Consider the following 26,843-nt stretch of genomic DNA (forward strand, 5'->3'; position numbering starts at 1 on the left):
TTACAGGCCCAGCTCGTTGTCGATGAAGGCGAACATCTCCTCGTCGCTGGCCTCCTCCAGCAGGTCGACGACTCCGTCTGCCTCGGTCGGCTGCCAACCGGCGAGCAGCTTCTGGAGCCGGCCGGCGATCTGGTCGCGGACCGCCGGGTCGAGCCCGTCGGCGGCCAGTGCGGCCTCGAACCGGTCGAGCTCGGCCAGCGCGGGCAGCGGCGGGGCCGCCGGGGCCAGCCGGTCGCGGAGGTGCTCGGCCAGGTCGTCGGAGGTCGGGTAGTCGAAGATGACCGTCGCCGGCAGTCGCAGGCCGGTCGCCGCGGTCAGACCGTTGCGCAGCTCGACCGCCGTGAGCGAGTCGAAGCCCAGGTCGAGGAAGCCCCGGGTGGGCTCGATCGCCTGGTCGGCCGGGTAGCCCAGCACGGTCGCCACGTGGCTGTGCACCAGGTCCAGCAGCAGCCCGCGCTGGTCCTCGGCCGACAGCCCCGCCAGCTGCTGGGTGACGGGCACCGCCGCCGCGGGCGCCGCGGCCCTGACCGTGGGCGGCCGGACCAGGCCGCGCAGCAGCGGCGGCACCTCCCCGTTCGCCCGTACGGTCGCCAGGTCGAGCCGGATCGGCACGACCTGCGCCGCCGGCGCGGCCACAGCCGCGTCGAACGCCGCGAGCCCCGACTCGACGTCGAACGGCTGCACGCCGGACTGAGCCATCCGCTGCCGGTCGGCCTCGTCCAGGCCACCGGCCATACCGCCATCGGCCCACGGTCCCCAGGCCAGCGCCTGTCCCGGCAGGCCGAGCGCCCGGCGATGCTGCGCGAGCGCGTCGAGGAACGCGTTGGCCGCGGCGTAGTTCGCCTGGCCCGGCGTCCCGAAGATCGCCGAAGCGGAAGAGAACAGGACGAACGCCGACAGGTCCAGGTCGCGGGTGAGCTCGTGCAGGTGCAGCGCGCCGTCCACCTTGGGCCGCATCACGCGGTCGAGCTGGTCGGGCGTCATCCGCTCGACGATCCCGTCGGCCAGGACCCCGGCGGTGTGCACCACCGCGGTCAGCGGATGCTCCGCCGGGATCTCGGCGAGCACCGAGGCCAGTGCGGCCCGGTCGGCCACGTCCGCCGCGGCGAGCGTGACCTGCGCACCCTCCGCGCGGAGCGCCTCGGCGAGCGTCTCCCCGCCGCCGGTGCGGCTGACCAGGACCAGCCGGCCGACCCCCTGGGAGGCGACCAGATGCCGCGCCACCTGACCGGCGAGCGCGCCGGACCCACCGGTGATCAGTACGGTGCCGGCGCCGAACGGCTCGGACACCGGATCCGCCGCGGCGGTGCGCGCCAGCCGCGGCGCGAACAGCGCGCCGCCGCGGATCGCCAGCTGCGGCTCGCCGGAAGCCAGCGCCGCCGGCAGCGCCCGCCAGGACGCGGCGTCGTCGTCGACGTCCACCAGCAGGAACCGGTCGGGGTTCTCCTGCTGGGCCGAGCGGAGCAGTCCCCAGACCGCCGCCCCGGCCAGGTCGGCGCCGCCGCCCTCCGGCAGGACCGCGTTCCTGGTCAGTACCACCAGCCGGGAGTCGGTGGCCAGCGAGCGCTGCAGGATCTCCAGCACCCGGCGGACCTCGGCATGCGTCGCCTCAGCGACCTCCTCGGCGTGCGTGCCCTCGGCGTCCTCCTCGACGTGCGTCGCCTCGGCGATCTCATCGGTCGCGGCACCCCAAGCGGCCAGGAGTGTGACCGGAGCACCGAGGGTGGCCTGCGCGGGCACGCCGGGCAGTTCCGGCAGCGGCTCACCGAGCACCGCCCAGCCGGCCGTCTCCGGGGAGGTCACCGACGCGGAAGACGCAGGCACCCGGGCCCACTCGACCGCGAACAGGTCGGTCGCGCCGGGGCGGGCGGAGGGCACCGGCCGCAGCACCAGCGATCCGACCGTGAGCACGGCCTGCCCCGCCGTGGTGAACGCCTCGAGCCGGACCGCGTCGCCGCCGACCGGGCTGAGCCGGACCCGCAGCCGGTCCGCGCCGGTGGCGTGCACGGCCATGTCCGACCAGCTGAACGGCAGCCGGGCCGCCGCGTCACCCTCGCCGGTCAGGCTCAGCGCGTGCAACGCCGCGTCGACCAGAACGGGATGCGCGCCGAACCGGGACGCCTCACGCTGCTGGTCGTCGTCGAGGACCACCTCGGCGAACAGGTCGTCACCGCGCCGCCAGACCGTCTGCAGGGCCTGGAACGCCGGTCCGTACTCCAGGCCGATGTCCCGGAGACCGGCGTAGAAGCCGTCGAGCGACACCGGCATGGCGTCCGCGGGCGGCCAGGCGTCTGTGAACGGTTCGGCTGTGGCGCCGGCCAGTGTGAGGCTGCCGGTGGCGTGGTGCTGCCAGCCGTCGCCGCGCTCGCCACGCTCGTCGCGGGAGTGGATCCGCAGGGCTCGGTGACCCCGCTCGTCCGGACCTTCCACCGTCACCTGGATCTGGGTCGCGGCGCGGTCCGGGACGACGAGCGGCGCGTGCAGCGTCAGCTCCTCGACGGTGTCGCAGCCGACCTGGTGGGCGGCCTGGACCGCGAGTTCCAGAAGCGCGGTCCCGGGCAGCAGCGCTGCGCCGGAGACCACGTGGTCGGCGAGCCAGGGCTGGGTGCGCAGCGAGATCCGGCCGGTGAGCACCACCCCGTCCCCGTCGACCAGCGGCACGACCGCGCCGAGCAGAGGGTGGTCGGCGGCGTCGAGCCCGGCCGCGCTCAGGTCGCCGGCACCGCGGGTCGCGGTGATCCAGTACCGCTGGCGCTGGAAGGCGTACGTCGGCAGCGTCGCCTGCCGGACGCCTTGGTGCAGTGCGCTCCAGTCCACCGGGACGCCGTTGACGTGCAGGGTCGCCAGCGCGGTCAGCGCGGTGGTGACCTCGTCCCGGTCTCGGCGCAACAGCGGAACCGCGACGGCATCCGGCTGCTGCACCAGCGCGGCCAGCACCCCATCCGGACCCAACTCCACAAACCTACTGACACCCTCCAGCGAACCGATCGCATCGGCGAACCGGACCGGCTGACGGACCTGCTCAACCCAGTACTCCGGATCCGACCACAGCCCCGACTCCACCGGCCGACCGGTCACCGTCGACACCACCGGAACCACCGGCTCAGCGAAACTCAACCCACGAACGACCCCGGCGAACTCCGCCAGCATCGGCTCCATCAACCGCGAATGGAACGCATGACTCGTCCGCAACCGCGAGATCTTCCAACCCCGCTCCGTCGCCAGCTCGGCGACCCGCTCGATGTCGCTCTCAGCCCCGGAGACCACCACCGACGCCGGACCGTTCACCGCCGCGATGTCGACGGCCAGGCCGCCGCCGCTCGACTCGCCACTACCGTTCGACTCATCGCCGCCCACGGCAGCCAGGCCGCCGCTGCTCGACTCGCCACCACCGTTCGACTCATTGCCGCCCACGGCGGCCAAGCCACCGCCATGCGACTCGCCGTCACCGGCCACCGAGGCCAGCAGCGCCCGGACATCCGCCTCGGCCGCCCCGACCGCGAGCATCGCTCCGCCCGAGGGCAGCGCCTGCATGAGCCGGCCCCGGGCGGTGACCAGTGTGGCCGCATCCGCCAGCGACAACACCCCCGCCACCTGCGCCGCAGCGATCTCCCCGATCGAATGCCCCACCAGCACATCCGGAGCAACACCCCAGTGCGACAACAACGCGTGCAGCGCCACCTCAACGGCGAACAGTGCCGGCTGCGCATACCCGGTCCGGTGAATCAGCTCCTCATCGGCCAAGACATCCGCCAGCGGCCGATCCAGATGCGGATCAAGGTGCGCACAGACCGCGTCGAACGCATCCGCGAACACCGGGAACGTCTCATACAGACCCCGGCCCATCCCAACCCGCTGCGACCCCTGACCGGAGAACAGGAAACCGACCCGACCCGAACGAGCCATCCCGGTCAGGCCACCGGTGCCGGACGCGACCGCATCAAGACCGACGGTCAGCGTCTCGGCGTCGCCCGCGAGGATGACCGCCCGATGCGCCAGCATCGGGCGCCGAGCGGACGCCGCCGCCAGAGCCGGCAACTCCACTTCCGTTCCAAAGCCTCGCTCTGCCGCGGCGACGGCGAGCACCTCCGGGACCGCTCTGCGCAGCCGCTCTGCCTGCGCCCTCAGCGCCGCCTCACTCGCCCCGGAGACCAGCACCGGCACCACCGGCAGGTCCACAGCCGGCATCGGCGCGGCAACCGGCTCCGCAGGCGGAGCCTCCTCCAAGATCACATGCGCGTTCGTGCCACTGACACCGAACGCCGAAACGCCCGCTCGACGCGGCCGCTCTCCGGCCGGCCAGGGCTGTGCCTCCGTCAGCAGCGATACCGCGCCAGAGGCCCAGTCCACATGCGGAGACAACCGCTCCGCATGCAAAGTGGCAGGCAGACTCTCATGCCGCATCGCCAAAACCATCTTCGCGATACCCGCAACACCGGCCGCGGCCTGCGTGTGACCGATGTTCGACTTCACCGACCCCAGCCACAACGGCCGCTCTCGATCCTGACCGTAGGTCGCCAGCAACGCCTGCGCCTCGATCGGATCACCCAGCGTCGTACCGGTCCCGTGCGCCTCCACCACGTCCACCTCGGACGAGGACAGACCGGCATTGGCCAGGGCCTGCCGGATCACCCGCTGCTGTGACGGACCGTTCGGCGCGGTCAGTCCATTCGACGCACCATCCTGGTTCACCGCCGTACCCCGCACCACCGCAAGAACCTCATGGCCGAGCCGTCGAGCGTCGGAAAGCCGTTCCACAACGAGCACACCGACGCCCTCCGACCAGCCGGTGCCATCCGCGTCGGCGGCAAAAGACTTGCACCGACCGTCAGGGGCGAGACCCCGCTGCCGGGAGAACTCCACGAACACATCCGCGTTCGGCATCACCGTGACGCCACCGACCAGGGCCATCGAGCACTCGCCCGACCGCAGCGCCTGCGCGGCCAGGTGCAGTGCCACCAGCGACGACGAGCACGCGGTGTCGATGGTCACCGCCGGGCCTTCGAGCCCGAACGTGTAGGAGAGACGACCCGACATCACCGACGACGCCGTCCCGGTCAGCATGTGCCCCTCGAGACCGTCGACCGATTCCCCCGGTCCGTTCCCGTAGCCCATGAACGAGGCGCCGACGAACACGCCGACCGACTCGCCCCGCAGGCCGAGCGGGCTGATCCCCGCCGCCTCGAACGCCTCCCAGGAGGTCTCCAGCAACAACCGCTGCTGCGGATCCATCGCCAACGCCTCACGCGGCGAAATCCCGAACAACCCCGCATCGAACTCGGTGGCGCCGTACAGGAACCCGCCGTGCTGGGTGTACGAGGTGCCCGCGTGGTCTGGGTCCGGGTGGTAAAGGGCCTCCAGGTCCCAGCCGCGGTCGGCCGGGAAGGTCCCGATCCCGTCCCGGCCGGAGGCGACCAGGTCCCAGAACTCCTCGGGCGTCTCCACCCCACCGGGTAGCCGTACGCCCATCCCGACGATGACGATCGGGTCGTCGGTGGTTACCGCCGTGACCTCGGATCCCACCACCAGGGCGGTCACGCCGACCACCTGCTCAAGCACAAACGCGGCCAGCCGTTCGGCGCTCGGGTAGTCGAACGCCAGGGTCGCCGGCAACGCCAGCCCGGTCGCGGCCCGCAGCCGGTTACGCAACTCCACCGCGGTCAGCGAGTCAAAGCCCAACTCCTTGAAGGCCCGGCCCGGCGCCACCATCTCGCCAGACGCATGACCCAGCACCGCAGCCACCTCGGCCCGCACCAGATCCAGCACACTCCGCGTCCGCTCCGCCGGAGCCAACCCCGCCAACCGCGCCGCCAACCCCGAATCCGGCTCCGGCACAACGGCCGCCACAGCCGCCTCCGGCAGCTGATCAAAGAACGGCCGAGCCCGGCTGGCCGTGAACAGCGGCAGGAACTCCGCCCACCGCACATCCGCCACCGTGAGCGCCTCGTCCCCGGAGCCCACGGCCAACGCGAGCGCGGTCAGCGCCTGAGTCGGCGCCATCGGGCTCAGACCCCGACGGCGCAGCTGGGCCGCGACCTCGCCGTCGGCGGCCATACCGACCTCCGCCCACGGACCCCAGGCCACGGCCGTACCCGGCAGACCGCTCGCACGGCGCCGGGCGATCAGCGCGTCCAGCGCGGCGTTGGCGGCTCCATAAGCCGTCTGCTCCGCACTCCCCCAGATCCCGGAGATCGATGAGAACACCACAAACGCATCGACGTCACCGACCAGCGCGTCCAGGTGGAGGGCTCCGTCGACCTTGCCGGACAGCACCCGGTTCAGATGCGCGGCATCGGCGTCGACCAACTCGACGTCCTCGGCCACACCGGCGGCGTGCACGACCGCGTTGACCTGGCCGATCGTCGCCAGCAACCCCTCCACCGCCGAACGATCGGCCAGATCACAGGCATGCACCTCGGCGTTCGACAACTCGGCCAGCAGCGCCTCCGCTCCGGGCGCATCCACACCGCGCCGCGAGACCAGCACCAACCGCTCGGCCCCATTGGCCGCCACCCACCGCGCCACCTCAGCACCCAGACCGCCGGTCCCACCGGCGATCAACACCGTGCCACGAGGCCGCCACACCTCACCACGCGAAGCCGATGCATGACCGAGCCGCCGCACCGAAACCCCACTGGCCCGAACCGCGACCTGATCCTCCGCACCAAGAACCCCAGCAAGAACCGCGACAACCCGAGCCGCCGCCCGCCGATCCAACTCAACCGGCAGATCCAGCAACCCACCCCACAACTCCGGATGCTCCAACCCCACCGCACGACCAAAGCCCCAGAGCTGCGCCTGATCGACGTCCACCGCGCCATCCGCCCGCCCCGTGGCCACCGCACCCCGGGTCACCAGCCACAACTGGGCGCCGCTCTTGGCGTCGGTCATCGCCTGGACCAGCGCCAGCGCTTCTTCCAAGGAGTTCGTGGCCGCTATGACGCCGGTGGCATCCAGGCCGCGCAGGACAGTGGTCAACTCCGCCCTCGACCCCGTCGGCACCGAGACGACCGTGGCGCCGTGATGCTCCAGCGCAGCGGCGAGCGGGGCGTCGCCGACCAGCACCCAGGTTCCCGAAAGACTCGCGGGTCCAGGCTCTGGTACCGGCTCCCAGGTAACCCGGTACCGCCAGCCGTCGACCAACGACCGTTCCTGGCCCTGCGCCCGCCAGCTGGTCAGCGCCGGAAGGACGCCTTCGAGGGCGGTCTCCGCGACGCCAAGCTGCATGGCCAGGCCAGGCAGGTCGCCCTGCTCGATCCGGTCCCAGAACCCGGCCTCGACGGGATCGGCGGCGCTGGTCTTCTCCGGTCGGGTCTCCAGCCAGTACCGCTGGCGCTGGAAGGCATAGGTCGGCAGGGTCACCGGCTGAGCGCCGGTTCCGGCATATACGGCCGACCACTCCACCGGGACGCCGTTGACGTGCAGGGTGGCCAGCGCGGTCAGCGCGGTGGTGACCTCGTCCCGGTCTCGGCGCAGCAGCGGAACCGCGATGGCATCCGGCTGCTGTACCAGCGCGGCCAGCACCCCGTCCGGACCCAACTCCACAAACCTACTGACGCCATCCAGTGAACCGATCGCATCGGCGAACCGGACCGGCTGACGCACCTGCTCAACCCAGTACTCCGGATCCGACCACAGCCCCGACTCCACCGGCCGACCGGTCACCGTCGACACCACCGGGATCGACGGCTCAGCGAAACTCAGTCCACGAACGACCCCGGCGAACTCGGTCAGCATCGGCTCCATCAACCGGGAATGGAACGCATGACTGGTCCGCAACCGCGAGATCTTCCAACCCCGCTCCGTCGCCAGCTCGGCGACCCGCTCAATGTCCCTCTCAGCCCCGGACACCACCACCGACGCCGGACCATTCACCGCCGCAACATCAACAGCCAAGCCCCCGCCACTCGACTCGCCACTACCGTTCGACTCATTGCTGCCCACGACGGCCAGGCCGCCGCTGCTCGACTCGCCACCACCGTTCGACTCATTGCCGCCCACGGCAGCCAAGCCACCGCCACGCGACTCACCGCCATTCGACCCATCGCCGTCACCGGCCACCGAGGCCAGCAGCGCCCGGACATCCGCCTCGGCCGCCCCGACCGCCAGCATCGCTCCGCCCGAGGGCAGCGCCTGCATCAACCGGCCCCGAGCGGTGACCAGCGTGGCCGCATCCGCCAGCGACAACACCCCCGCCACCTGCGCCGCAGCGATCTCCCCGATCGAATGCCCCACCACCACATCAGGGCTCACACCCCACGACCGCAACAGAGCATGCAACGCCACCTCAACCGCGAACAACGCCGGCTGCGCATACCCGGTCCGGTGAATCAACTCCTCATCGACCAAGACATCCACCAACGGCCGATCCAGATGCGCCTCCACATGCAACGCCACCTGATCGAACACATCCGCGAACACCGGGAACGCCTCATACAGACCCCGGCCCATACCGATCCGCTGCGACCCCTGACCGGAGAACAAGAACGCCACCCGACCGGCACCCACGGCCCCGGTCAAACCACCGGTGCCGGACGCGACCGCATCAAGACCGACGGTCAGCGTCTCGGCGTCGCCCGCGAGGATGACCGCCCGATGCGCCAGCATCGGGCGCCGAGCGGACGCCGCCGCCAGAGCCGGCAACTCCGCTTCCGTTCCAAAGCCTCGCTCTGCCGCGGCGACGGCGAGCACCTCCGGAACCGCCCTGCGCAACCGCTCCGCCTGAGCCCGCAGCGCCGCCTCACTCGCCCCGGAGACCAGCACCGGCACCACCGGCAGGTCCAAAACCGGCACCGGGGCCGGAACCGGCTCCGCAGCCGGCGGCTCCTCCAAGATCACATGCGCGTTCGTGCCGCTGACACCGAACGCCGACACACCCGCCCGACGCGGCCGGCCGTCGGTCTCCCACGGCTGCGCCTGAGTGAGCAGTTCGATCGCGCCGGAGGCCCAGTCCACGTGCGATGAGGCCTGCTCCGCGTGCAGCGTCGCGGGCAGCAGACCGTGCCGCATGGCCAGCACCATCTTCGCGATACCGACCGCGCCGGCTGCTGCCTGGGTGTGGCCGATGTTCGACTTCACCGACCCCAGCCACAACGGCTTTTCCCGGTCCTGGCCGTAGGTGGCCAGCAACGCCTGCGCCTCGATCGGGTCACCCAGCGTCGTGCCGGTGCCGTGCGCCTCCACCACGTCCACCTCGGACGAGGACAGACCGGCGTTGGCCAATGCGGTTCGGATCACCCGCTGCTGGGCCGGACCGTTCGGCGCGGTCAGTCCATTCGACGCGCCGTCCTGGTTGACCGCCGTACCCCGCACCACCGCGAGCACCGAACGCCCCGCCGCCCGCGCCGACGACAACCGTTCCACGAGCAGCATGCCCGCACCTTCGGACCAGCCGGTGCCGTCCGCGCCCTCTCCGAAGGACTTGCACCGACCGTCAGGGGCGAGACCTCGCTGCCGGGAGAATTCCACGAAGATATCCGGAGTCGGCATCACCGTGACACCGCCGACCAGGGCCATCGAGCACTCGCCCGACCGCAACGCCTGCGCGGCCAGATGCAGAGCCACCAGCGACGACGAACACGCTGTGTCCACCGTCACCGCCGGACCTTCGAGCCCGAACGTGTAGGAGATCCGGCCGGAGATCACTGACGATGCCGTCCCGGTCAGCAGGTGCCCTTCCAGCCCCTCCCCGCTCTCGATCGGCCCGGTGCCGTATCCCATGAACGCAGCGCCCACGAACACACCGACCGGCTCGCCCTGCAGGCCGAGCGGGCTGACCCCGGCCGCCTCGAACGCCTCCCAGGAGGTCTCCAGCAGCAACCGCTGCTGCGGATCCATCGCCAACGCCTCACGCGGCGAAATCCCAAACAACCCAGCGTCGAAGTCACCCGCGCCATACAGGAACCCACCCTCACGGGCATAGAACGTCCCAGCATGCTCCGAATCCGGGTGATAGAGCCGGTCAAGATCCCAACCTCGATCGGTCGGGAACGCCCCGATCCCGTCCCCACCGGCGGCCAGCAGGTCCCAGAACGCCTCGGGTGTCTCCACTCCGCCGGGTAGCCGTACGCCCATCCCGACGATGACGATCGGATCGTCGTCCGTCGCGACCATGGGCGCCGAGCCAGTGGGAGAGGCTGTCTCCGTACCACCGACCTCGGCCAGGACGAACCGGGCGAGCCGTTCGGCGCTCGGGTAGTCGAACGCCAGGGTCGCCGGCAACGCCAGCCCGGTCGCGGCCCGCAGCCGGTTACGCAACTCCACCGCGGTCAGCGAGTCAAAACCCAACTCCTTGAACGCCCGGCCCGGCTCCACCATCTCGCCAGACGCATGACCCAGCACCGCAGCCACCTCGGCCCGCACCAGATCCAGCACACTCCGCGTCCGCTCCGCCGGAGCCAACCCCGCCAACCGCGCCGCCAACCCCGAACCAGACTCCGGCACAACGGCCGCCACAGCCGCCTCCGGCAGCTGATCAAAGAACGGCCGAGCCCGGCTGGCCGTGAACAGCGGCAGAAACTCCGCCCACCGCACATCCGCAACCGTGACCGACTCCTCACCCGCGCCGACCGCGCCGGCCAGCGCGGCGAGCGCGAGCCCGGGCTCGATCGGCGTCAAGCCACGCCGCCGCAGCTGAGCGGCGGTCTCATCATCGGCGGCCATACCGACCTGAGCCCACGGACCCCAAGCCACAGCCGTACCCGGCAAGCCACTCGCCCGCCGCCGCGCGATCAAGGCATCCAACGCGGCGTTCGCGGCCCCATAAGCCGCCTGCTCCGCACTCCCCCAAATCCCAGAGATCGACGAGAACACCACAAACGCGTCAACGTCACCGACCAACGCGTCCAGATGCAAGGCCCCGTCGACCTTGCCGACGACCACTCGACGCAGGTGTTCCTCGTCCACGTCCGTCAACGCCGCGTGCTCACTGACGCCGGCGGCGTGCACGACCGCGTTGACCTGGCCAATCGTCGCCAGCAACCCCTCCACCGCCGAACGATCGGCCAGATCACAGGCATGCACCTCGGCGTTCGACAACTCGGCCAGCAGCGCCTCCGCTCCGGGCGCATCCACACCGCGCCGCGAGACCAGCACCAACCGCTCGGCCCCATTGGCCGCCACCCACCGCGCCACCTCAGCACCCAGACCACCGGTCCCACCGGCGATCAACACCGTGCCACGAGGCCGCCACACCTCACCACGCGAAGCCAGTGCGCGACCGAGCCTCCGCACCGAAACCCCACTGGCCCGAACCGCGACCTGATCCTCCGCACCAAGAACCCCAGCAAAGACCGCGACAACCCGAGCCGCCGCCCGCCGATCCAACTCAACCGGCAGATCCAGCAACCCACCCCACAACTCCGGATGCTCCAACCCCACCGCACGACCAAAGCCCCAGGTCTGGGCTTGGATCGGACTAGCCGGCGCGTCCGCCCGGCCGACGGACACCGCGCCCCGGGTGACCAGCCAGAGAGGTGCGGCCAGCTCAGCGTCCAGGTAGGCCTGGACAACGGCGAGCGAGTCGAGCAGCGGCGTGTCCTCGATCGCGGCGAGGCTCACCACGCCGGCGACCGGACCGTCCAGTGCCCGCAGCCGCTGCGCCAGCGCGGGCCGCTCGTCCGTTCCGACTGCCAGGACGTGGGCGCCGTGGCCGGCCAAGACCGCGGCGAGCCCGATCGGGTCGGCGCCGATCAGCACCCAGGTGCCCGCCAACACGGCCGGGCCGGGCTCGGGCACCGGTTGCCAGGCGACGTGGTAGCGCCAGCCGTCCAGCCGGGAGCGTTCACGGCCGCGCACCCGCCAGGACGTCAGCGCGGGTAGCACTCTCTCCAATGAAGAGGAGGGGTCGACACCGAGCTCTGCGGCGAGCTTGGTGAAGTCGCCGCGGTCGATCAGGTCCCACAAGCCGGCGTCAGCCGCTGCGACCGGCGTTTCGGCGCGGGTGCGCAGCCAGTAGCGCTGCCGCTGGAAGGCATACGTCGGCAGCTCGACCGGCTGAACCCCGGTGAAGAGCTGCGACCAGTCCACCGGAACACCGTTGACGTGCAGGGTCGCCAGCGCGGTCAGCGCCGTGACGACCTCGTCCCGGTCCCGGCGCAACAGCGGAACCGCGACGGCATCCGACTGCTGCACCAGCGCGGCCAGCACCCCATCCGGACCCAACTCCACAAACCTACTGACACCCTCCAGCGAACCGATCGCATCAGCGAACCGGACCGGCTGACGCACCTGCTCAACCCAGTACTCCGGATCCGACCACAGCCCCGACTCCACCGGCCGACCGGTCACCGTCGACACCACCGGAACCACCGGCTCAGCGAAACTCAACCCACGAACGACCCCGGCGAACTCGGTCAGCATCGGCTCCATCAACCGGGAGTGGAACGCATGACTGGTCCGCAACCGCGAGATCTTCCAACCCCGCTCCGTCGCCAGCTCGGCGACCCGCTCAATGTCGGCCTCGGCCCCGGACACCACCACCGACGCCGGACCGTTCACCGCCGCGATGTCGACGGCCAGACCGCCGCCACTCGACTCGCCACTACCGTTCGACTCATTGCTGCCCACGACGGCCAGGCCGCCGCTGCTCGACTCGCCACCACCGTTCGACTCATTGCCGCCCACGGCGGCCAAGCCACCGCCACGCGACTCGCCGCCACTCGACTCATCGCCACCACCCGCAGAGGCCAGCAGCGCCCGGACATCCGCCTCGGCCGCCCCGACCGCCAGCATCGCTCCGCCCGAGGGCAGCGCCTGCATCAACCGGCCCCGAGCAGTCACCAGGGTGGCCGCATCCGCCAGCGACAGCACCCCCGCCACCTGTGCCGCAGCGATCTCCCCGATCGAATGCCCCACCAGCACATCAGGGCTCACACCCCACGACCGCAACAGAGCATGTAGCGCCACCTCAACGGCGAACAGTGCCGGCTGCGCATACCCGGTCCGGTGAATCAACTCCTCATCGGAATCGGCCAACACGACCGCCAACGGCCGATCCAGATGGGCATCCACGTGCAACGCCACCTGATCGAACGCATCCGCGAACACCGGGAACGCCGCATACAGACCCCGGCCCATACCGATCCGCTGTGATCCCTGACCGGAGAACAAGAACGCCACCCGGCCGGCACCCACGGCCCCGGTCAAACCACCGGTGCCGGCGGCAACGCCACGCACACCCTCGACCAGCGTTTCCCGATCGCCCGCGAGCACAACCGCCCGGTGAGACAGCGCGGCACGCCGGACCGAAGCCGCACCCAACTCCGCCAGCGAAACAGCATCCACGCCAGGGTGATCGAGCAGCCGCTCCGCCTGCGCCCGCAGCGCCGCCTCATCAGCCCCAGACAGCAACACCGGCACCACCGGCAGGACCTCTGCGACCTGGTCGGAAGGATCAACCGCCGGGGCCTCTTCAAGAATGACGTGCGCGTTCGTCCCGCTGACGCCGAACGCCGAAACGCCCGCTCGACGCGGCCGCTCTCCGGCCGGCCACGGCTGTGCCTCCGTCAGCAGCGATACCGAGCCAGAGGCCCAGTCCACATGCGGAGACAACCGCTCCGCATGCAAAGTGGCAGGCAGACTCTCATGCCGCATCGCCAAAACCATCTTCGCGATACCCGCAACACCGGCCGCGGCCTGCGTGTGACCGATGTTCGACTTCACCGACCCCAGCCACAACGGCGTCTGCCGATCCTGACCATAGGTCGCCAGCAACGCCTGCGCCTCAATCGGATCACCCAGCGTCGTACCGGTCCCGTGCGCCTCCACCACGTCCACCTCGGACGAGGACAGACCGGCATTGGCCAGGGCCTGCCGGATCACCCGCTGCTGCGACGGACCGTTCGGCGCGGTCAGCCCATTCGACGCACCATCCTGATTCACCGCCGTACCCCGCACCACCGCGAGCACCGAACGCCCCGCCGCCCGCGCCGACGACAACCGCTCGACCACGAGCACGCCGACGCCTTCCGACCAGCCAGTGCCGTCCGCGCCCTCTCCGAAGGACTTGCACCGGCCGTCGGGGGCGAGACCCCGCTGCCGAGAAAACTCCACGAACACATCCGCGGTCGGCATCACCGTCACGCCACCGACCAGCGCCATCGAGCACTCACCCGACCGCAACGCCTGCGCGGCCAGATGCAGAGCCACCAGCGACGACGAACACGCCGTGTCCACCGTCACCGCCGGCCCCTCAAGACCGAAGGTGTAGGAGAGACGACCCGACATCACCGACGACGCCGTCCCGGTCAGCAGATGCCCCTCGATCCCCTCACTACCCTCAGCGGACTCGACCGGGCCGACCCCGTACCCCATCGCCGTCGCACCCACGAACACACCGACCGGCTCACCCTGCAAACCGAGCGGGCTGACCCCGGCCGCCTCGAACGCCTCCCACGAGGTCTCCAGCAGCAACCGCTGCTGCGGATCCATCGCCAACGCCTCACGCGGCGAAATCCCAAACAACCCCGCATCAAACTCACCCGCGCCATACAAAAACCCACCCTCACGGGCATAAAACGTCCCCACATGATCAGGATCCGGGTGATAAAGCCCATCCAGATCCCAACCCCGATCAGTCGGGAACGCCCCGATCCCATCCCCACCCGCAGCAACCAAATCCCAGAACTGCTCAGGCGTCTCCACCCCACCAGGCAACCGCAACCCCATACCAACGATGACGATCGGGTCGTCGTCGGCGGGTGCGATCACCTCGGCGATGGTGGCGTCCGACACCAACGTGCTCGGCGCGAGACGCCCCAGCACAAAAGCAGCGAGCCGCTCGGCATTCGGATAATCGAACACCAACGTCGCCGGCAACCCCAGCCCGGTCGCGACCTGCAACCGGTTCCGCAACTCCACCGCGGTCAGCGAGTCAAAACCCAACTCCTTGAACGCCCGATCCGGCTCCACCGCCCCAGCAGAGGAATGCCCCAAAACAGCGGCCACCTCGGCCCGCACCAGATCCAGCACACTCCGCGTCCGCTCCGCCGGAGCCAACCCCGCCAACCGCGCCGCCAACCCCGAACCAGACCCGGGCGCGACCGCCGGCACCAAGGCCTCCGGCAGGTCAGCCAGCAACGGACGCGACCGAGCGGCGGTGAACAACGGCAGGAACTCCGCCCACCGCACATCCGCGACCGTGACCAGGTCGTCCCCGGTGCCCACGGCCTGGGCCAGCGCGGCCACCGCGTGCTGCGGGTCCATCCCGACCAGACCCTGCCGGCGGAGCGCGGTGGCGGCTTCGGCGTCGGCGGCCATGCCGACGCGAGCCCAGGGGCCCCAAGCGATCGAGGTGCCGGGAAGCCCGGCGGCTCGGCGGCGCAGAATCAGACCGTCGAGGGCGGTGTTCGCCGCCCCATACGCGGCCTGCCGACCGCTGCCCCAGGTCGCCGAGATCGACGAGAACACCACGAACGCATCGACATCACCGACCAACGCGTCCAGGTGCAGGGCCCCGTCGACCTTGCCGCGGATCACGCGGTCCAGATGAGCCTGGTCGGCGTCGGCCAGCGGCACGTCCTCGACGATGCCGGCCGCGTGCACCACAGCGTCGACATCCCCGACCGTGTCGAGCAACGCCTCCACCGCGGACCGGTCGGCCAGATCACAGGCGTGCACCTCGGCGTTCGGCAGCTCGGCCAGCAGCTCCGCAACACCCGGCGCGGCCACGCCCCGACGCGAGACCAGCACCAGCCGCTCGGCCCCGTTCGCCGCCGCCCACCGCGCCACCTCGGCACCCAGCCCACCCGTGCCTCCAGTGATCAGCACCGTGCCACGCGGCTGCCACGCCCGGGCGGCACCGGCCGGCGCATGCGCGAGGCGCCGGACAAGCACCCCACCGCTGCGGAGCGCGACCTGGTCCTCCACGTCCAAGGCGCCGCCCAGGATCGCACCAAGGCGGCCCGCAGCCCGGGTATCGATCGCCTCGGGCAGATCCAGCAAGCCGCCCCACAGCTCCGGATGCTCCAGACCCACCGCACGACCGAAGCCCCACAAGGCAGCCTGATCGACGTCCACCACGCCATCCGCCCGCCCCGTGGCCACCGCACCCCGAGTCACCAACCACAACGGAGCCCGGCCTGCGACGTCCGCCAAGGCCTGGACCAGCGAAAGCGTCTCATCAACCGAGCCGAGCACCGAGACCACGCCGGACGCTTCCAGCCCGGCCAGCCGAGCCGCCAGCTCGGCGCGGGAACCCGCCGGCACCGCCGTAACGGCCGCGCCGAGCCCGGCGAGCACCTCGGCGAGGCCGAAACGGTCGTCGCCGACCAGCACCCAGGTCCCGGTGAGCCGTCCCTGGCCCGCGACAGTGGCGGGTTTCCAGGTGACGCGGTAGCGCCATCCGTCGATCAACGAGCGCTCCCGGCCCCGTGCGCGCCAGGCGACCAGCGCGGGGACCAGGCTCGCCAGCGCTGTGGTCTCCACGCCGAGGCGGTCGGCGAGGGTGCCGACGTCGCCGTCCTCGACCGCCGCCCAGAACCCGTCCTCGTCACGGTCGCCGCGGGGCTTGAGCCCCTTCGCGGGCCAGAACCGCTCCCGCTGGAACGGGTACGTCGGCAGGTCCGCGCTCCGAACCCGGCCGAACAGCGTCGACCAGTCCACCGGCACGCCGTTGACATGCAGGATCGCCAGCGCGGTCAGCGCGGAGGTGACCTCATCCCGGTCCCGGCGCAACAGCGGAACCGCGACGGCATCCGACTGCTGCACCAGCGCAGCCAACACCCCGTCCGGACCCAACTCCACAAACCGGCTAACACCCTCCAACGCGGCCAGCGCATCAGCGAACCGGACCGGCTGACGCACCTGCTCAACCCAGTACTCCGGATCCGACCACAGCCCCGACTCCACCAGCCGACCGGTCACCGTCGACACCACCGGAACCACCGGCTTAGCGAAACTCAACTGCGCCACAACCGCCCGGAACTCCGCCAGCATCGGCTCCATCAACCGCGAATGGAACGCATGACTCGTCCGCAACCGCGAAGTCTTCCAACCCCGCTCACCAGCCAGCTCAGCGACCCGCTCAATGTCGGCCTCAACCCCGGACACCACCACCGACGCCGGACCATTCACCGCCGCAACATCAACGGCCAGGCCACCGCCGCTCGACTCCTCGCCGCCCACGGAGGCCAAGCCACCACCACTCGACTCACCGCCGCCACCCGCGGAGGCCAGGAGCGCTCGGACATCCGCCTCCGCCGCTCCAATGGCGAGCATCGCCCCACCCGAGGGCAGGGCCTGCATGAGCCGGCCCCGGGCGGTGACCAGCGTGGCCGCATCCGCCAGCGACAACACCCCCGCCACCTGCGCCGCAGCGATCTCCCCGATCGAATGCCCCACCACCACATCAGGGCTCACACCCCAGTGCGACAACAACGCGTGCAGCGCCACCTCAACGGCGAACAACGCCGGCTGCGCATACCCCGTCCGATGAATCAACTCCTCATCGGCCAAGACATCCACCAACGGCCGATCCAGATGCGCCTCCACATGCAACGCCACCTGATCAAACACATCCGCAAACACCGGGAACGCCGCATACAGACCCCGGCCCATACCGATCCGCTGCGACCCCTGACCAGAGAACAAGAACGCCACCCGGCCGGCACCGGCCACTCCACGCACCGCACCGGCCCCAGCCGCGACCGCGGCAAGACCACCGGTCAACGCCTCGACGTCACCGGCAAGCACCACCGCCCGATGCGCCAGAACAGCCCGCCCCACGGTGGCGACGCCCAACCCCGCCAGCGGAGCGGTATCCACACCGGGATGGTCGAGCAGCCGCTGCGCCTGGGCCCGCAGCGCCGCCTCATTCGCCCCGGACAGCAGCACCGGCACGATCGGCAACGGCGCCGGAGTGTCCACGGGCTCGTCGGCCGGAGCCTCTTCCAGGATCACGTGGGCGTTCGTGCCGCTGATCCCGAAGGCGGACACACCCGCCCGACGCGGCCGAACCCCGGCCGGCCACGGCTGCGCCTCGGTCAACAGTGACACCGCGCCGGAGGCCCAGTTGACGTGCGGCGAGGCCTGCTCCGCATGCAGGGTGGCGGGCAGGGTCTCGTGCTGCAGAGCCAGCACCATCTTCGCGATACCGGCCGCGCCGGCCGCGGCTTGGGTGTGGCCGATGTTCGACTTCACCGACCCCAGCCACAACGGCGTCTCCCGATCCTGACCGTAGGTGGCCAGCAACGCCTGCGCCTCGATCGGATCACCCAGCGTCGTGCCGGTCCCGTGCGCCTCCACCGCATCCACCTCGGACGAGAACAGACCGGCATTGGCCAGAGCCTGCCTAATCACCCGCTGCTGCGACGGCCCATTCGGCGCGGTCAGCCCATTCGACGCACCGTCCTGGTTGACCGCCGTACCCCGCACCACCGCGAGCACCGAACGCCCCGCCGCCCGCGCCGACGACAACCGCTCGACCACGAACACCCCGGCGCCCTCGCCCCAGGTGGTGCCGTCCGCGTCGGCGGCAAACGACTTGCACCGGCCGTCGGCGGCCAGCCCGCGCTGGTGGCTGAAGTCCAGGAATGCGGTCGGGGTCGCCATCACGGTCACGCCGCCGACCAGCGCCATCGAACACTCACCCGACCGCAACGCCTGCGCGGCCAGATGCAGAGCCACCAGCGACGACGAACACGCCGTGTCCACCGTCACCGCCGGCCCCTCAAGACCGAACGTGTAGGAGACCCGGCCGGACAGTACGCTCGCCGCGTTGCCGGTGCCGATGTGCCCGACGGAGCCCGCGACGTCCTCGAGTCCGTCGTCCAGCAGCGCGACGTAGTCCTGACCGTTCGTGCCGGCGAACACACCGACCTGCTCACCGCGCAACGACAGCGGATCGATCCCGGCCCGCTCGAACGCCTCCCAGGAGGTCTCCAGCAGCAACCGCTGCTGCGGATCCATCGCCAACGCCTCACGCGGCGAGATCCCGAACAACCCCGCATCGAATTCGGCCGCGTCGGACACGAAGCCACCTTCACGCGTGTACGTGGTGCCGGGGTGGTCCGGGTCCGGGTGGTAGAGCGCGTCCAGGTCCCACCCGCGGTCCGTGGGGAAGGCGCCGATCGCGTCGGTGCCGGAGACCAGGAGGTCCCAGAGCGCCTTGGGAGTGTCCGCATCACCCGGGAACCGGCAGGCCAGCCCGACGATGACGATCGGATCGTCGGTGGCCGACGCGACCAAGGCGGCCGGTGACGCCGCGGGCAACGCGCCGACGAGCTGACCGAGCAGGAACGTGGTCAGCCGCTCGGAGTCCGGATAGTCGAAGACCAGCGTCGCCGGCAGCGTGAGCCCGGTCGCGGCGGCCAGCCGGTTGCGCAGTTCCATCGCGGTCAACGAGTCCAGCCCGAGTTCCTGGAACGAGCGATCGGGTGCCACCGCGTCGGCGGAGGAGTGTCCAAGCACGGCCGCGGCCTGGTCGCGGACCTCGGTCAGGACCGTCCGGCGCGCCTCGGCGGGCGAGAGGTCCGCCAGCCGTACGGCCAGCAGCAGCCGACCGGTCACCATCACCTCTCGACCTGGCGCCCGCAGCTCGGGCAGGTCGGCCAGGACCGACGCCGGCCGGACCGCGCCCAGCTCGGCGGCGAACCGCTCCCAGCGCACGTCCGCGACAACCACCGTCGGTTCGCCGCTGCCCACCGCGGCGGCCAGTGCGGCCAGCGCCGATGCGGGGCGCAGCAGCGAAAGGCCGGCACGACGGAACTGCGCTGAGCCCCCGTGGTCGGCCATCATGCCGGCATCGGCCCAGGGTCCCCAGGCGATCGAAGTCGCGGGCAACCCCAGCACCTTGCGGTACTCCGCGAGCGCGTCGAGCGCCGCGTTGGCGGCGGCGTAGTTGGCCTGGCCCGGGTTGCCGAAAACGCCGGCCGTCGAGGAGAACAGCACGAACGCCGAGAGTGGCCGGTGTTCGGTGAGCTCGTGCAGCTGCCAGGCCGCGCCGGCCTTGCTCGCCAGCACCGCGTCGAGCCGGGCCGGGTCGAGTCCGGCGATCACGCCGTCGTCCAGTACCCCGGCGGCGTGCACAATCGCCAGATCGGGTTCGCCGTCGAACTCCCGCACCAGCGTCGCGACCGCGGACCGGTCGGTCAGGTCGCAGGCGCGCGCCTCGATGTTCGTGAACTCCGCCGTCAGATCACGGACGCCGTCCGCCGCGGCCCCTCGCCGGCTGACGAGCACGACCCGGCGGGCACCGTGCTCCGCGGCCCACCGGGCGACCTGTCGGCCGAGGCCGCCGGTACCGCCGGTGACCAGGACCGTCCCGCGCGGTTCCCAACCGCTCCCGGGGCGTTGCGGCGCCGGGGTCAAGCGGCGGGCCAGCAGCCCGGCGCCGCGGACGGCGACTTCGGTCTCGTCGCCCAGACGCCCGGCGAGGACGGCGACCAGGCGGGCGGCCGCACGCGGGTCGAGCCGCTCGGGGAGGTCGATCAGGCCACCCCAACGGTCGGGGTGCTCCAGACCGACGACCCGGCCGAAGCCCCAGAACTCCGCCTGGAGCGGGTGGGCTGCCGGGTCGGCGGCGCCGGTCGCGACCGCGCCACGGGTGAGCAGCCAGAGCGGCGCCACGACGTCGGCGTCGCCGAGCGCCTGGACGACCGCGAGCGTCCCGGTGAGCGGGCCGGCCGGCGCGAGCACGCCGGTGATCGGCGTGTCGAGCGTCCGCAGCCGGTCGGCCAGTTCGGTCCGCGTCCCGGTCTCCAGCCGGAGTACGGTCGCGCCGTGGCCGGTCAGGGCCTCGGTCAGCGCGGCAGCGTCCCCGCCGTCCCCGCCGTCCCCGCCGAGCAGCAACCAGGTGCCCTCGAGCGGAGCCGGGCCGGGATCGGCGACCGGCTTCCAGGTGACGCGGTAGCGCCAGCCGTCGATCTGGGACCGCTCGCGGCCTCGCGCCCGCCAGGTCGACAGCGCGGGCAGCATGGTGGCCACGGCCTCGGCGTCGACACCCAGCTCGGCTGCGAGGGCGGGGAGATCGCCCTGCTCGACGGCGTTCCAGAAGCCGGCCTCCACCGGTTCCGCGGAGCGAGCGGGCACCGCTGCTCGCAGCCAGTAGCGCTGCCGCTGGAAGGCATACGTCGGCAACTCGACCGGCTGAACCCCGGCAAAGAGCTGCGACCAGTCCACCGGAACACCGTTGACATGCAGGGTCGCCAGCGCGGTCAGCGCGGAGGTGACCTCATCACGCTCCCGGCGCAGCAGCGGAACCGCGACGGCATCCGACTGCTGCACCAGCGCGGCCAGCACCCCGTCCGGACCCAACTCCACAAACCTACTGACACCCTCCAGCGAACCGATCGCGTCAGCGAACCGGACCGGCTGACGCACCTGCTCAACCCAGTACTCCGGATCCGACCACAGCCCCGACTCCACCGGCCGACCGGTCACCGTCGACACCACCGGAACCAACGGCTCAGCGAAACTCAACCCACGGACAACCTCGGCGAACTCCGCCAGCATCGGCTCCATCAACCGCGAATGGAACGCATGACTCGTCCGCAACCGCGAAGTCTTCCAACCCCGCTCACCGGCCAGCTCAGCGACCCGCTCAATGTCGGCCTCAACCCCGGACACCACCACCGACGCCGGACCATTCACCGCCGCAACATCAACAGCCAAGCCCCTGCCGCTCGACTCGCCACCACCCACGACGGCCAGACCGCCGCCGCTCGACTCGCCACCACCGTTCGACTCATCGCCGCCCACGGCAGCCAAGCCACCGCCACGCGACTCACCGCCACTCGACTCATCGCCACCACCCGCAGAGGCCAGCAGCGCCCGGACATCCGCCTCCGCCGCCCCGACCGCGAGCATCGCTCCGCCCGAGGGCAGCGCCTGCATGAGCCGGCCCCGGGCGGTGACCAGTGTGGCCGCATCCGCCAGCGAGAGCACCCCCGCCACTTGCGCCGCAGCGATCTCCCCGATCGAATGCCCCACCAGCACATCAGGGCTCACACCCCACGACCGCAACAGAGCATGTAGCGCCACCTCAACGGCGAACAGTGCCGGCTGCGCATACCCGGTCCGGTGAATCAACTCCTCATCGGAATCGGCCAACACGACCGCCAGCGGCCGATCCAGATGGGCATCCACGTGCAACGCCACCTGGTCGAACGCATCCGCGAACACCGGGAACGTCTCGTACAGACCCCGGCCCATACCGATCCGCTGTGATCCCTGACCGGAGAACAAGAACGCCACCCGACCGGTGCCGGCCACCCCGCGCACCGCACCGGCCCCAGCCGCGACCGCGGCAAGACCACCGGTCAACGCCTCAGCGTCACCCGCGAGCACCACCGCCCGATGCGCCAGAACAGCCCGCCGCACGGTGGCGACGCCCAACCCTGCCAGCGGAGCGGTATCCACACCGGGATGGTCGAGCAGCCGCTGCGCCTGGGCGCGCAGCGCCGCGCCATCCGCCCCCGACAGCAGCACCGGCACCACCGGCAGGTCCGAAACCGGCGTCGGCGCGGCAACCGGCTCTACGGCCGGAGCCTCCTCCAAGATCACATGCGCGTTCGTGCCACTGACACCGAACGCCGAAACGCCCGCTCGACGCGGCCGGTCAGCGGTCGGCCAGGGCTGTGCCTCCGTCAGCAACGACACCGCACCAGAGGCCCAGTCCACATGCGGAGACAACCGCTCCGCATGCAAAGTGGCAGGCAGACTCTCATGCCGCATCGCCAAAACCATCTTCGCGATACCGGCGACACCGGCCGCGGCCTGGGTGTGGCCGATGTTCGACTTCACCGACCCCAGCCACAACGGCGTCTCTCGGTCCTGGCCGTAGGTCGCCAGCAACGCCTGCGCCTCAATCGGGTCACCCAGCGTCGTTCCTGTGCCGTGTGCCTCCACCACGTCCACCTCGGACGAGGACAGACCGGCATTGGCCAGGGCCTGCCGGATCACCCGCTGCTGGGCCGGACCGTTCGGCGCGGTCAGCCCATTCGACGCACCATCCTGATTCACCGCCGTACCCCGCACCACCGCGAGGACCTCGTGGCCAAGCCGCCGGGCATCAGACAGCCGCTCGACCAGCAGCATGCCCGCACCCTCGGCCCAGCCCGTCCCATCAGCCTCCGCGGCGAAGGACTTGCACCGGCCGTCGGGGGCGAGACCCCGCTGCCGGGAGAACTCCACGAACACATCCGCGGTCGGCATCACCGTCACGCCACCGACCAGCGCCATCGAGCACTCACCCGACCGCAACGCCTGCGCGGCCAGGTGCAACGCCACCAGCGACGACGAACACGCCGTGTCCACCGTCACCGCCGGCCCCTCAAGACCGAAGGTGTAGGAGAGACGACCCGACATCACCGACGACGCCGTTCCCGTCAGCAGATGCCCCTCGATCCCCTCACTACCCTCAGCGGACTCGACCGGGCCAACCCCGTACCCCATCGCCGTCGCACCCACGAACACACCCACCGGCTCACCCTGCAGCCCAAGCGGGCTGACCCCGGCCGCCTCAAACGCCTCCCACGAGGTCTCCAGCAACAACCGCTGCTGCGGATCCATCGCCAACGCCTCACGCGGCGAAATCCCAAACAACCCCGCATCAAACTCACCCGCGCCATACAGGAACCCACCCTCACGGGCATAAAACGTCCCTACATGATCAGGATCCGGATGATAAAGCCCATCCAGATCCCAACCCCGATCAGTCGGGAACGCCCCGATCCCATCCCCACCCGCAGCAACCAAATCCCAGAACTGCTCAGGCGTCTCCACCCCACCAGGCAACCGCAACCCCATACCAACGATCACGATCGGGTCATCGTCGATCGAGACGACCGGGGTGCGGGCGTCCGCCGAAGCCGCGTCCGGGCCGGTGACCTGGCTCAACAGGAAGTCGGCGAGCCGGGCCGCGCTCGGGTGGTCGAAGGCGAGCGTGGCCGGCAGAGCCAAGCCGGTCGCGGCCTGCAGCCGGTTGCGCAGCTCCACTGCGGTGAGCGAGTCGAAGCCCAGCTCCTTGAACGCCCGGCTGGGTGCCACCGCCTCGCTGGACGCGTGACCCAGCACCGCGGCGACGTGCGTACGCACCACCTCGGCGACGAGTCGTTCCCGGTCGGCGGCGGCCAGGCCGGCCAGCCGCTGCGCGAATGCGGACACCGCGGGGCCGCCGTGCGTTGCTGGGGTGGCAAGGGCCTGGGCGGCCGAGAGGTCCGCGAAGAACGGCCGAGCCCGGCTGGCTGTGAACAGCGGCAGGAACTCCGCCCACCGCACATCCGCCACCGTGACCGACTCCTCACCCGCGCCGACCGCGCCGGCCAGCGCGGCGAGCGCGAGCCCGGGCTCGATCGGCGTCAAGCCACGCCGCCGCAGCTGAGCGGCGGTCTCATCATCGGCGGCCATACCGACCTGAGCCCACGGACCCCAAGCCACAGCCGTACCCGGCAGACCACTCGCCCGCCGCCGCGCGATCAAGGCATCCAACGCGGCGTTCGCGGCCCCATACGCCGCCTGCTCCGCACTCCCCCAGATCCCGGAGATCGACGAGAACACCACAAACGCGTCAACGTCACCGACCAACGCGTCCAGGTACAGGGCCCCGTCGACCTTGCCGGACAGCACCCGGTTCAGATGCGCGGCATCGGCGTCGACCAACTCGGCGTCCTCGGCCACACCGGCGGCGTGCACCACAGCGTCGACCTGGCCGATCGTCGCCAGCAACCCCTCGACCGCCGACGGGTCGGCCAGATCGCAGGCGTGCGCCTCGGCACTGGGAAGTTCGGCGAGCAGCGCCTCCGCTCCGGGCGCGTCCAGACCGCGCCGCGAGACCAGCACCAGCCGCTCGGCCCCGTTCGCCGCCGCCCACCGAGCCACCTCCGCGCCGAGCCCGCCGGTACCACCAGTGATCAACACCGTGCCACGCGGATGCCAGGTGTCTCCGCCGGTCGCCGGGGCTGCTACCAGCCGCCGGACCAAGACCCCACCGCTGCGCACCGCAACCTGATCCTCGGCACCGAGCGCCCCAGCCAGCACCGCACCAAACCGCGCGACCGCCCGGGCATCAAGAGCTTCCGGCAGGTCCAGCAGGCCGCCCCAGCGCTCCGGGTGCTCCAGACCGATCACCCGGCCCAGGCCCCACTTCGCGGCCTGTGCGACATCCGGCGCACCGTCCGCCCGTCCCGCAGCCACCGCGCCCCGAGTCACCAACCACAACGGAGCCCGGCCTGCGACGTCCGCCAAAGCCTGAACAACCGTCAACACACCGGTGAGAGCAACCGACGGCAGCACAAGGACCCCGGTGGGTGCCAACTCACACAGACGCACGGCCAGGTCAGTACGGTCGCCAAGCGGCACGACCACGGCCTCGGCGCCCATCCCCGTCAGCGCCTCGGCAAGTCCCAACGCATCGGCTGCTCCCAGCACGTCATCACCGATGAGAGCCCAGGTCCCGTGGGGCGCCGCCTCGGCCAGGTCGGTGACGGGCTTCCAGGTAACCCGGTAACGCCACCCATCGACCAACGACCGCTCCCGGCCACGGGCCCGCCAGGACACCAGCGCCGGCAGGAGCGGTTCGAGCGTGGTGACCGGAACGCCCAGCCGGGTGGCGAGCCCAACGGTGTCGCCACGGTCGATCGGGTCCCAGAAGCCGGCGTCAGCCGCTGCGACCGGCGTTTCGGCGCGGGTGCGCAGCCAGTAGCGCTGCCGCTGGAAGGCATACGTCGGCAGCTCGACCGGCTGAACCCCGGCAAAGAGCTGCGACCAGTCCACCGGAACACCGTTGACGTGCAGGGTCGCCAGCGCGGTCAGCGCGGAGGTGACCTCATCCCGGTCTCGGCGCAGCAGCGGAACCGTGACGGCATCCGGCTGCTGCACCAGTGCAGCCAGCACCCCATCCGGACCCAACTCCACAAACCTACTGACACCCTCCAGTGAACCGATCGCATCAGCGAACCGGACCGGCTGACGCACCTGCTCAACCCAGTACTCCGGATCCGACCACAGCCCCGACTCCACCGGCCGACCGGTCACCGTCGACACCACCGGAACCACCGGCTCAGCGAAACTCAACTGCGCCACAACCGCCCGGAACTCCGCCAGCATCGGCTCCATCAGACGCGAATGGAACGCATGACTGGTCCGCAACCGCGAGATCTTCCAACCCCGCTCCGTCGCCAGCTCAGCGACCCGCTCGATGTCGCTCTCAACCCCGGAGACCACCACCGACGCCGGACCGTTCACCGCCGCAACATCAACAGCCAAGCCCCCGCCACTCGACTCGCCACCGCCCACGACGGCCAGGCCGCCGCCGCTCGACTCGCCACCACCGTTCGACTCATTGCCGCCCACGGCGGCCAAGCCACCGCCACGCGACTCGCCGCCACTCGACTCATCGCCACCACCCGCAGAGGCCAGCAGCGCCCGGACGTCCGCATCGGCCGCCCCGACCGCCAGCATCGCCCCGCCCGAGGGCAGCGCCTGCATCAACCGGCCCCGAGCAGTCACCAGCGTGGCCGCATCCGCCAGCGACAGCACCCCCGCCACCTGCGCCGCAGCGATCTCCCCGATCGAATGCCCCACCAGCACATCAGGGCTCACACCCCACGACCGCAACAGAGCATGTAGCGCCACCTCAACGGCGAACAGTGCCGGCTGCGCATACCCCGTCCGGTGAATCAACTCCTCATCGGAATCGGCCAACACGACCGCCAACGGCCGATCCAGATGGGCATCCACGTGCAACGCCACCTGATCGAACGCATCCGCGAACACCGGGAACGTCTCATACAGACCCCGGCCCATACCGATCCGCTGTGATCCCTGACCGGAGAACAAGAACGCCACCCGGCCGGCACCCACGGCCCCGGTCAAACCACCGGTGCCGGCGGCAACGCCACGCACAC

1 protein-coding gene (cut by a window edge) is annotated in these 26,843 nt (G+C 71.0%); it reads right to left on the reverse strand.

Annotated elements, in window-relative coordinates; all coding sequences use genetic code 11:
- Positions 1-26,843: the 3' portion of a type I polyketide synthase gene (locus DKM19_RS52165; RefSeq protein WP_239513729.1), read on the reverse strand. 15,274 nt of this gene lie beyond the right edge of the window; 26,843 of the gene's 42,117 nt are visible here — the last part of the coding sequence; its start codon lies off the right edge, out of view; its stop codon occupies positions 1-3.

It is taken from the genome of Streptosporangium sp. 'caverna', assembly GCF_003203775.1.
Lineage (GTDB): Bacteria > Actinomycetota > Actinomycetes > Streptosporangiales > Streptosporangiaceae > Streptosporangium > Streptosporangium subroseum.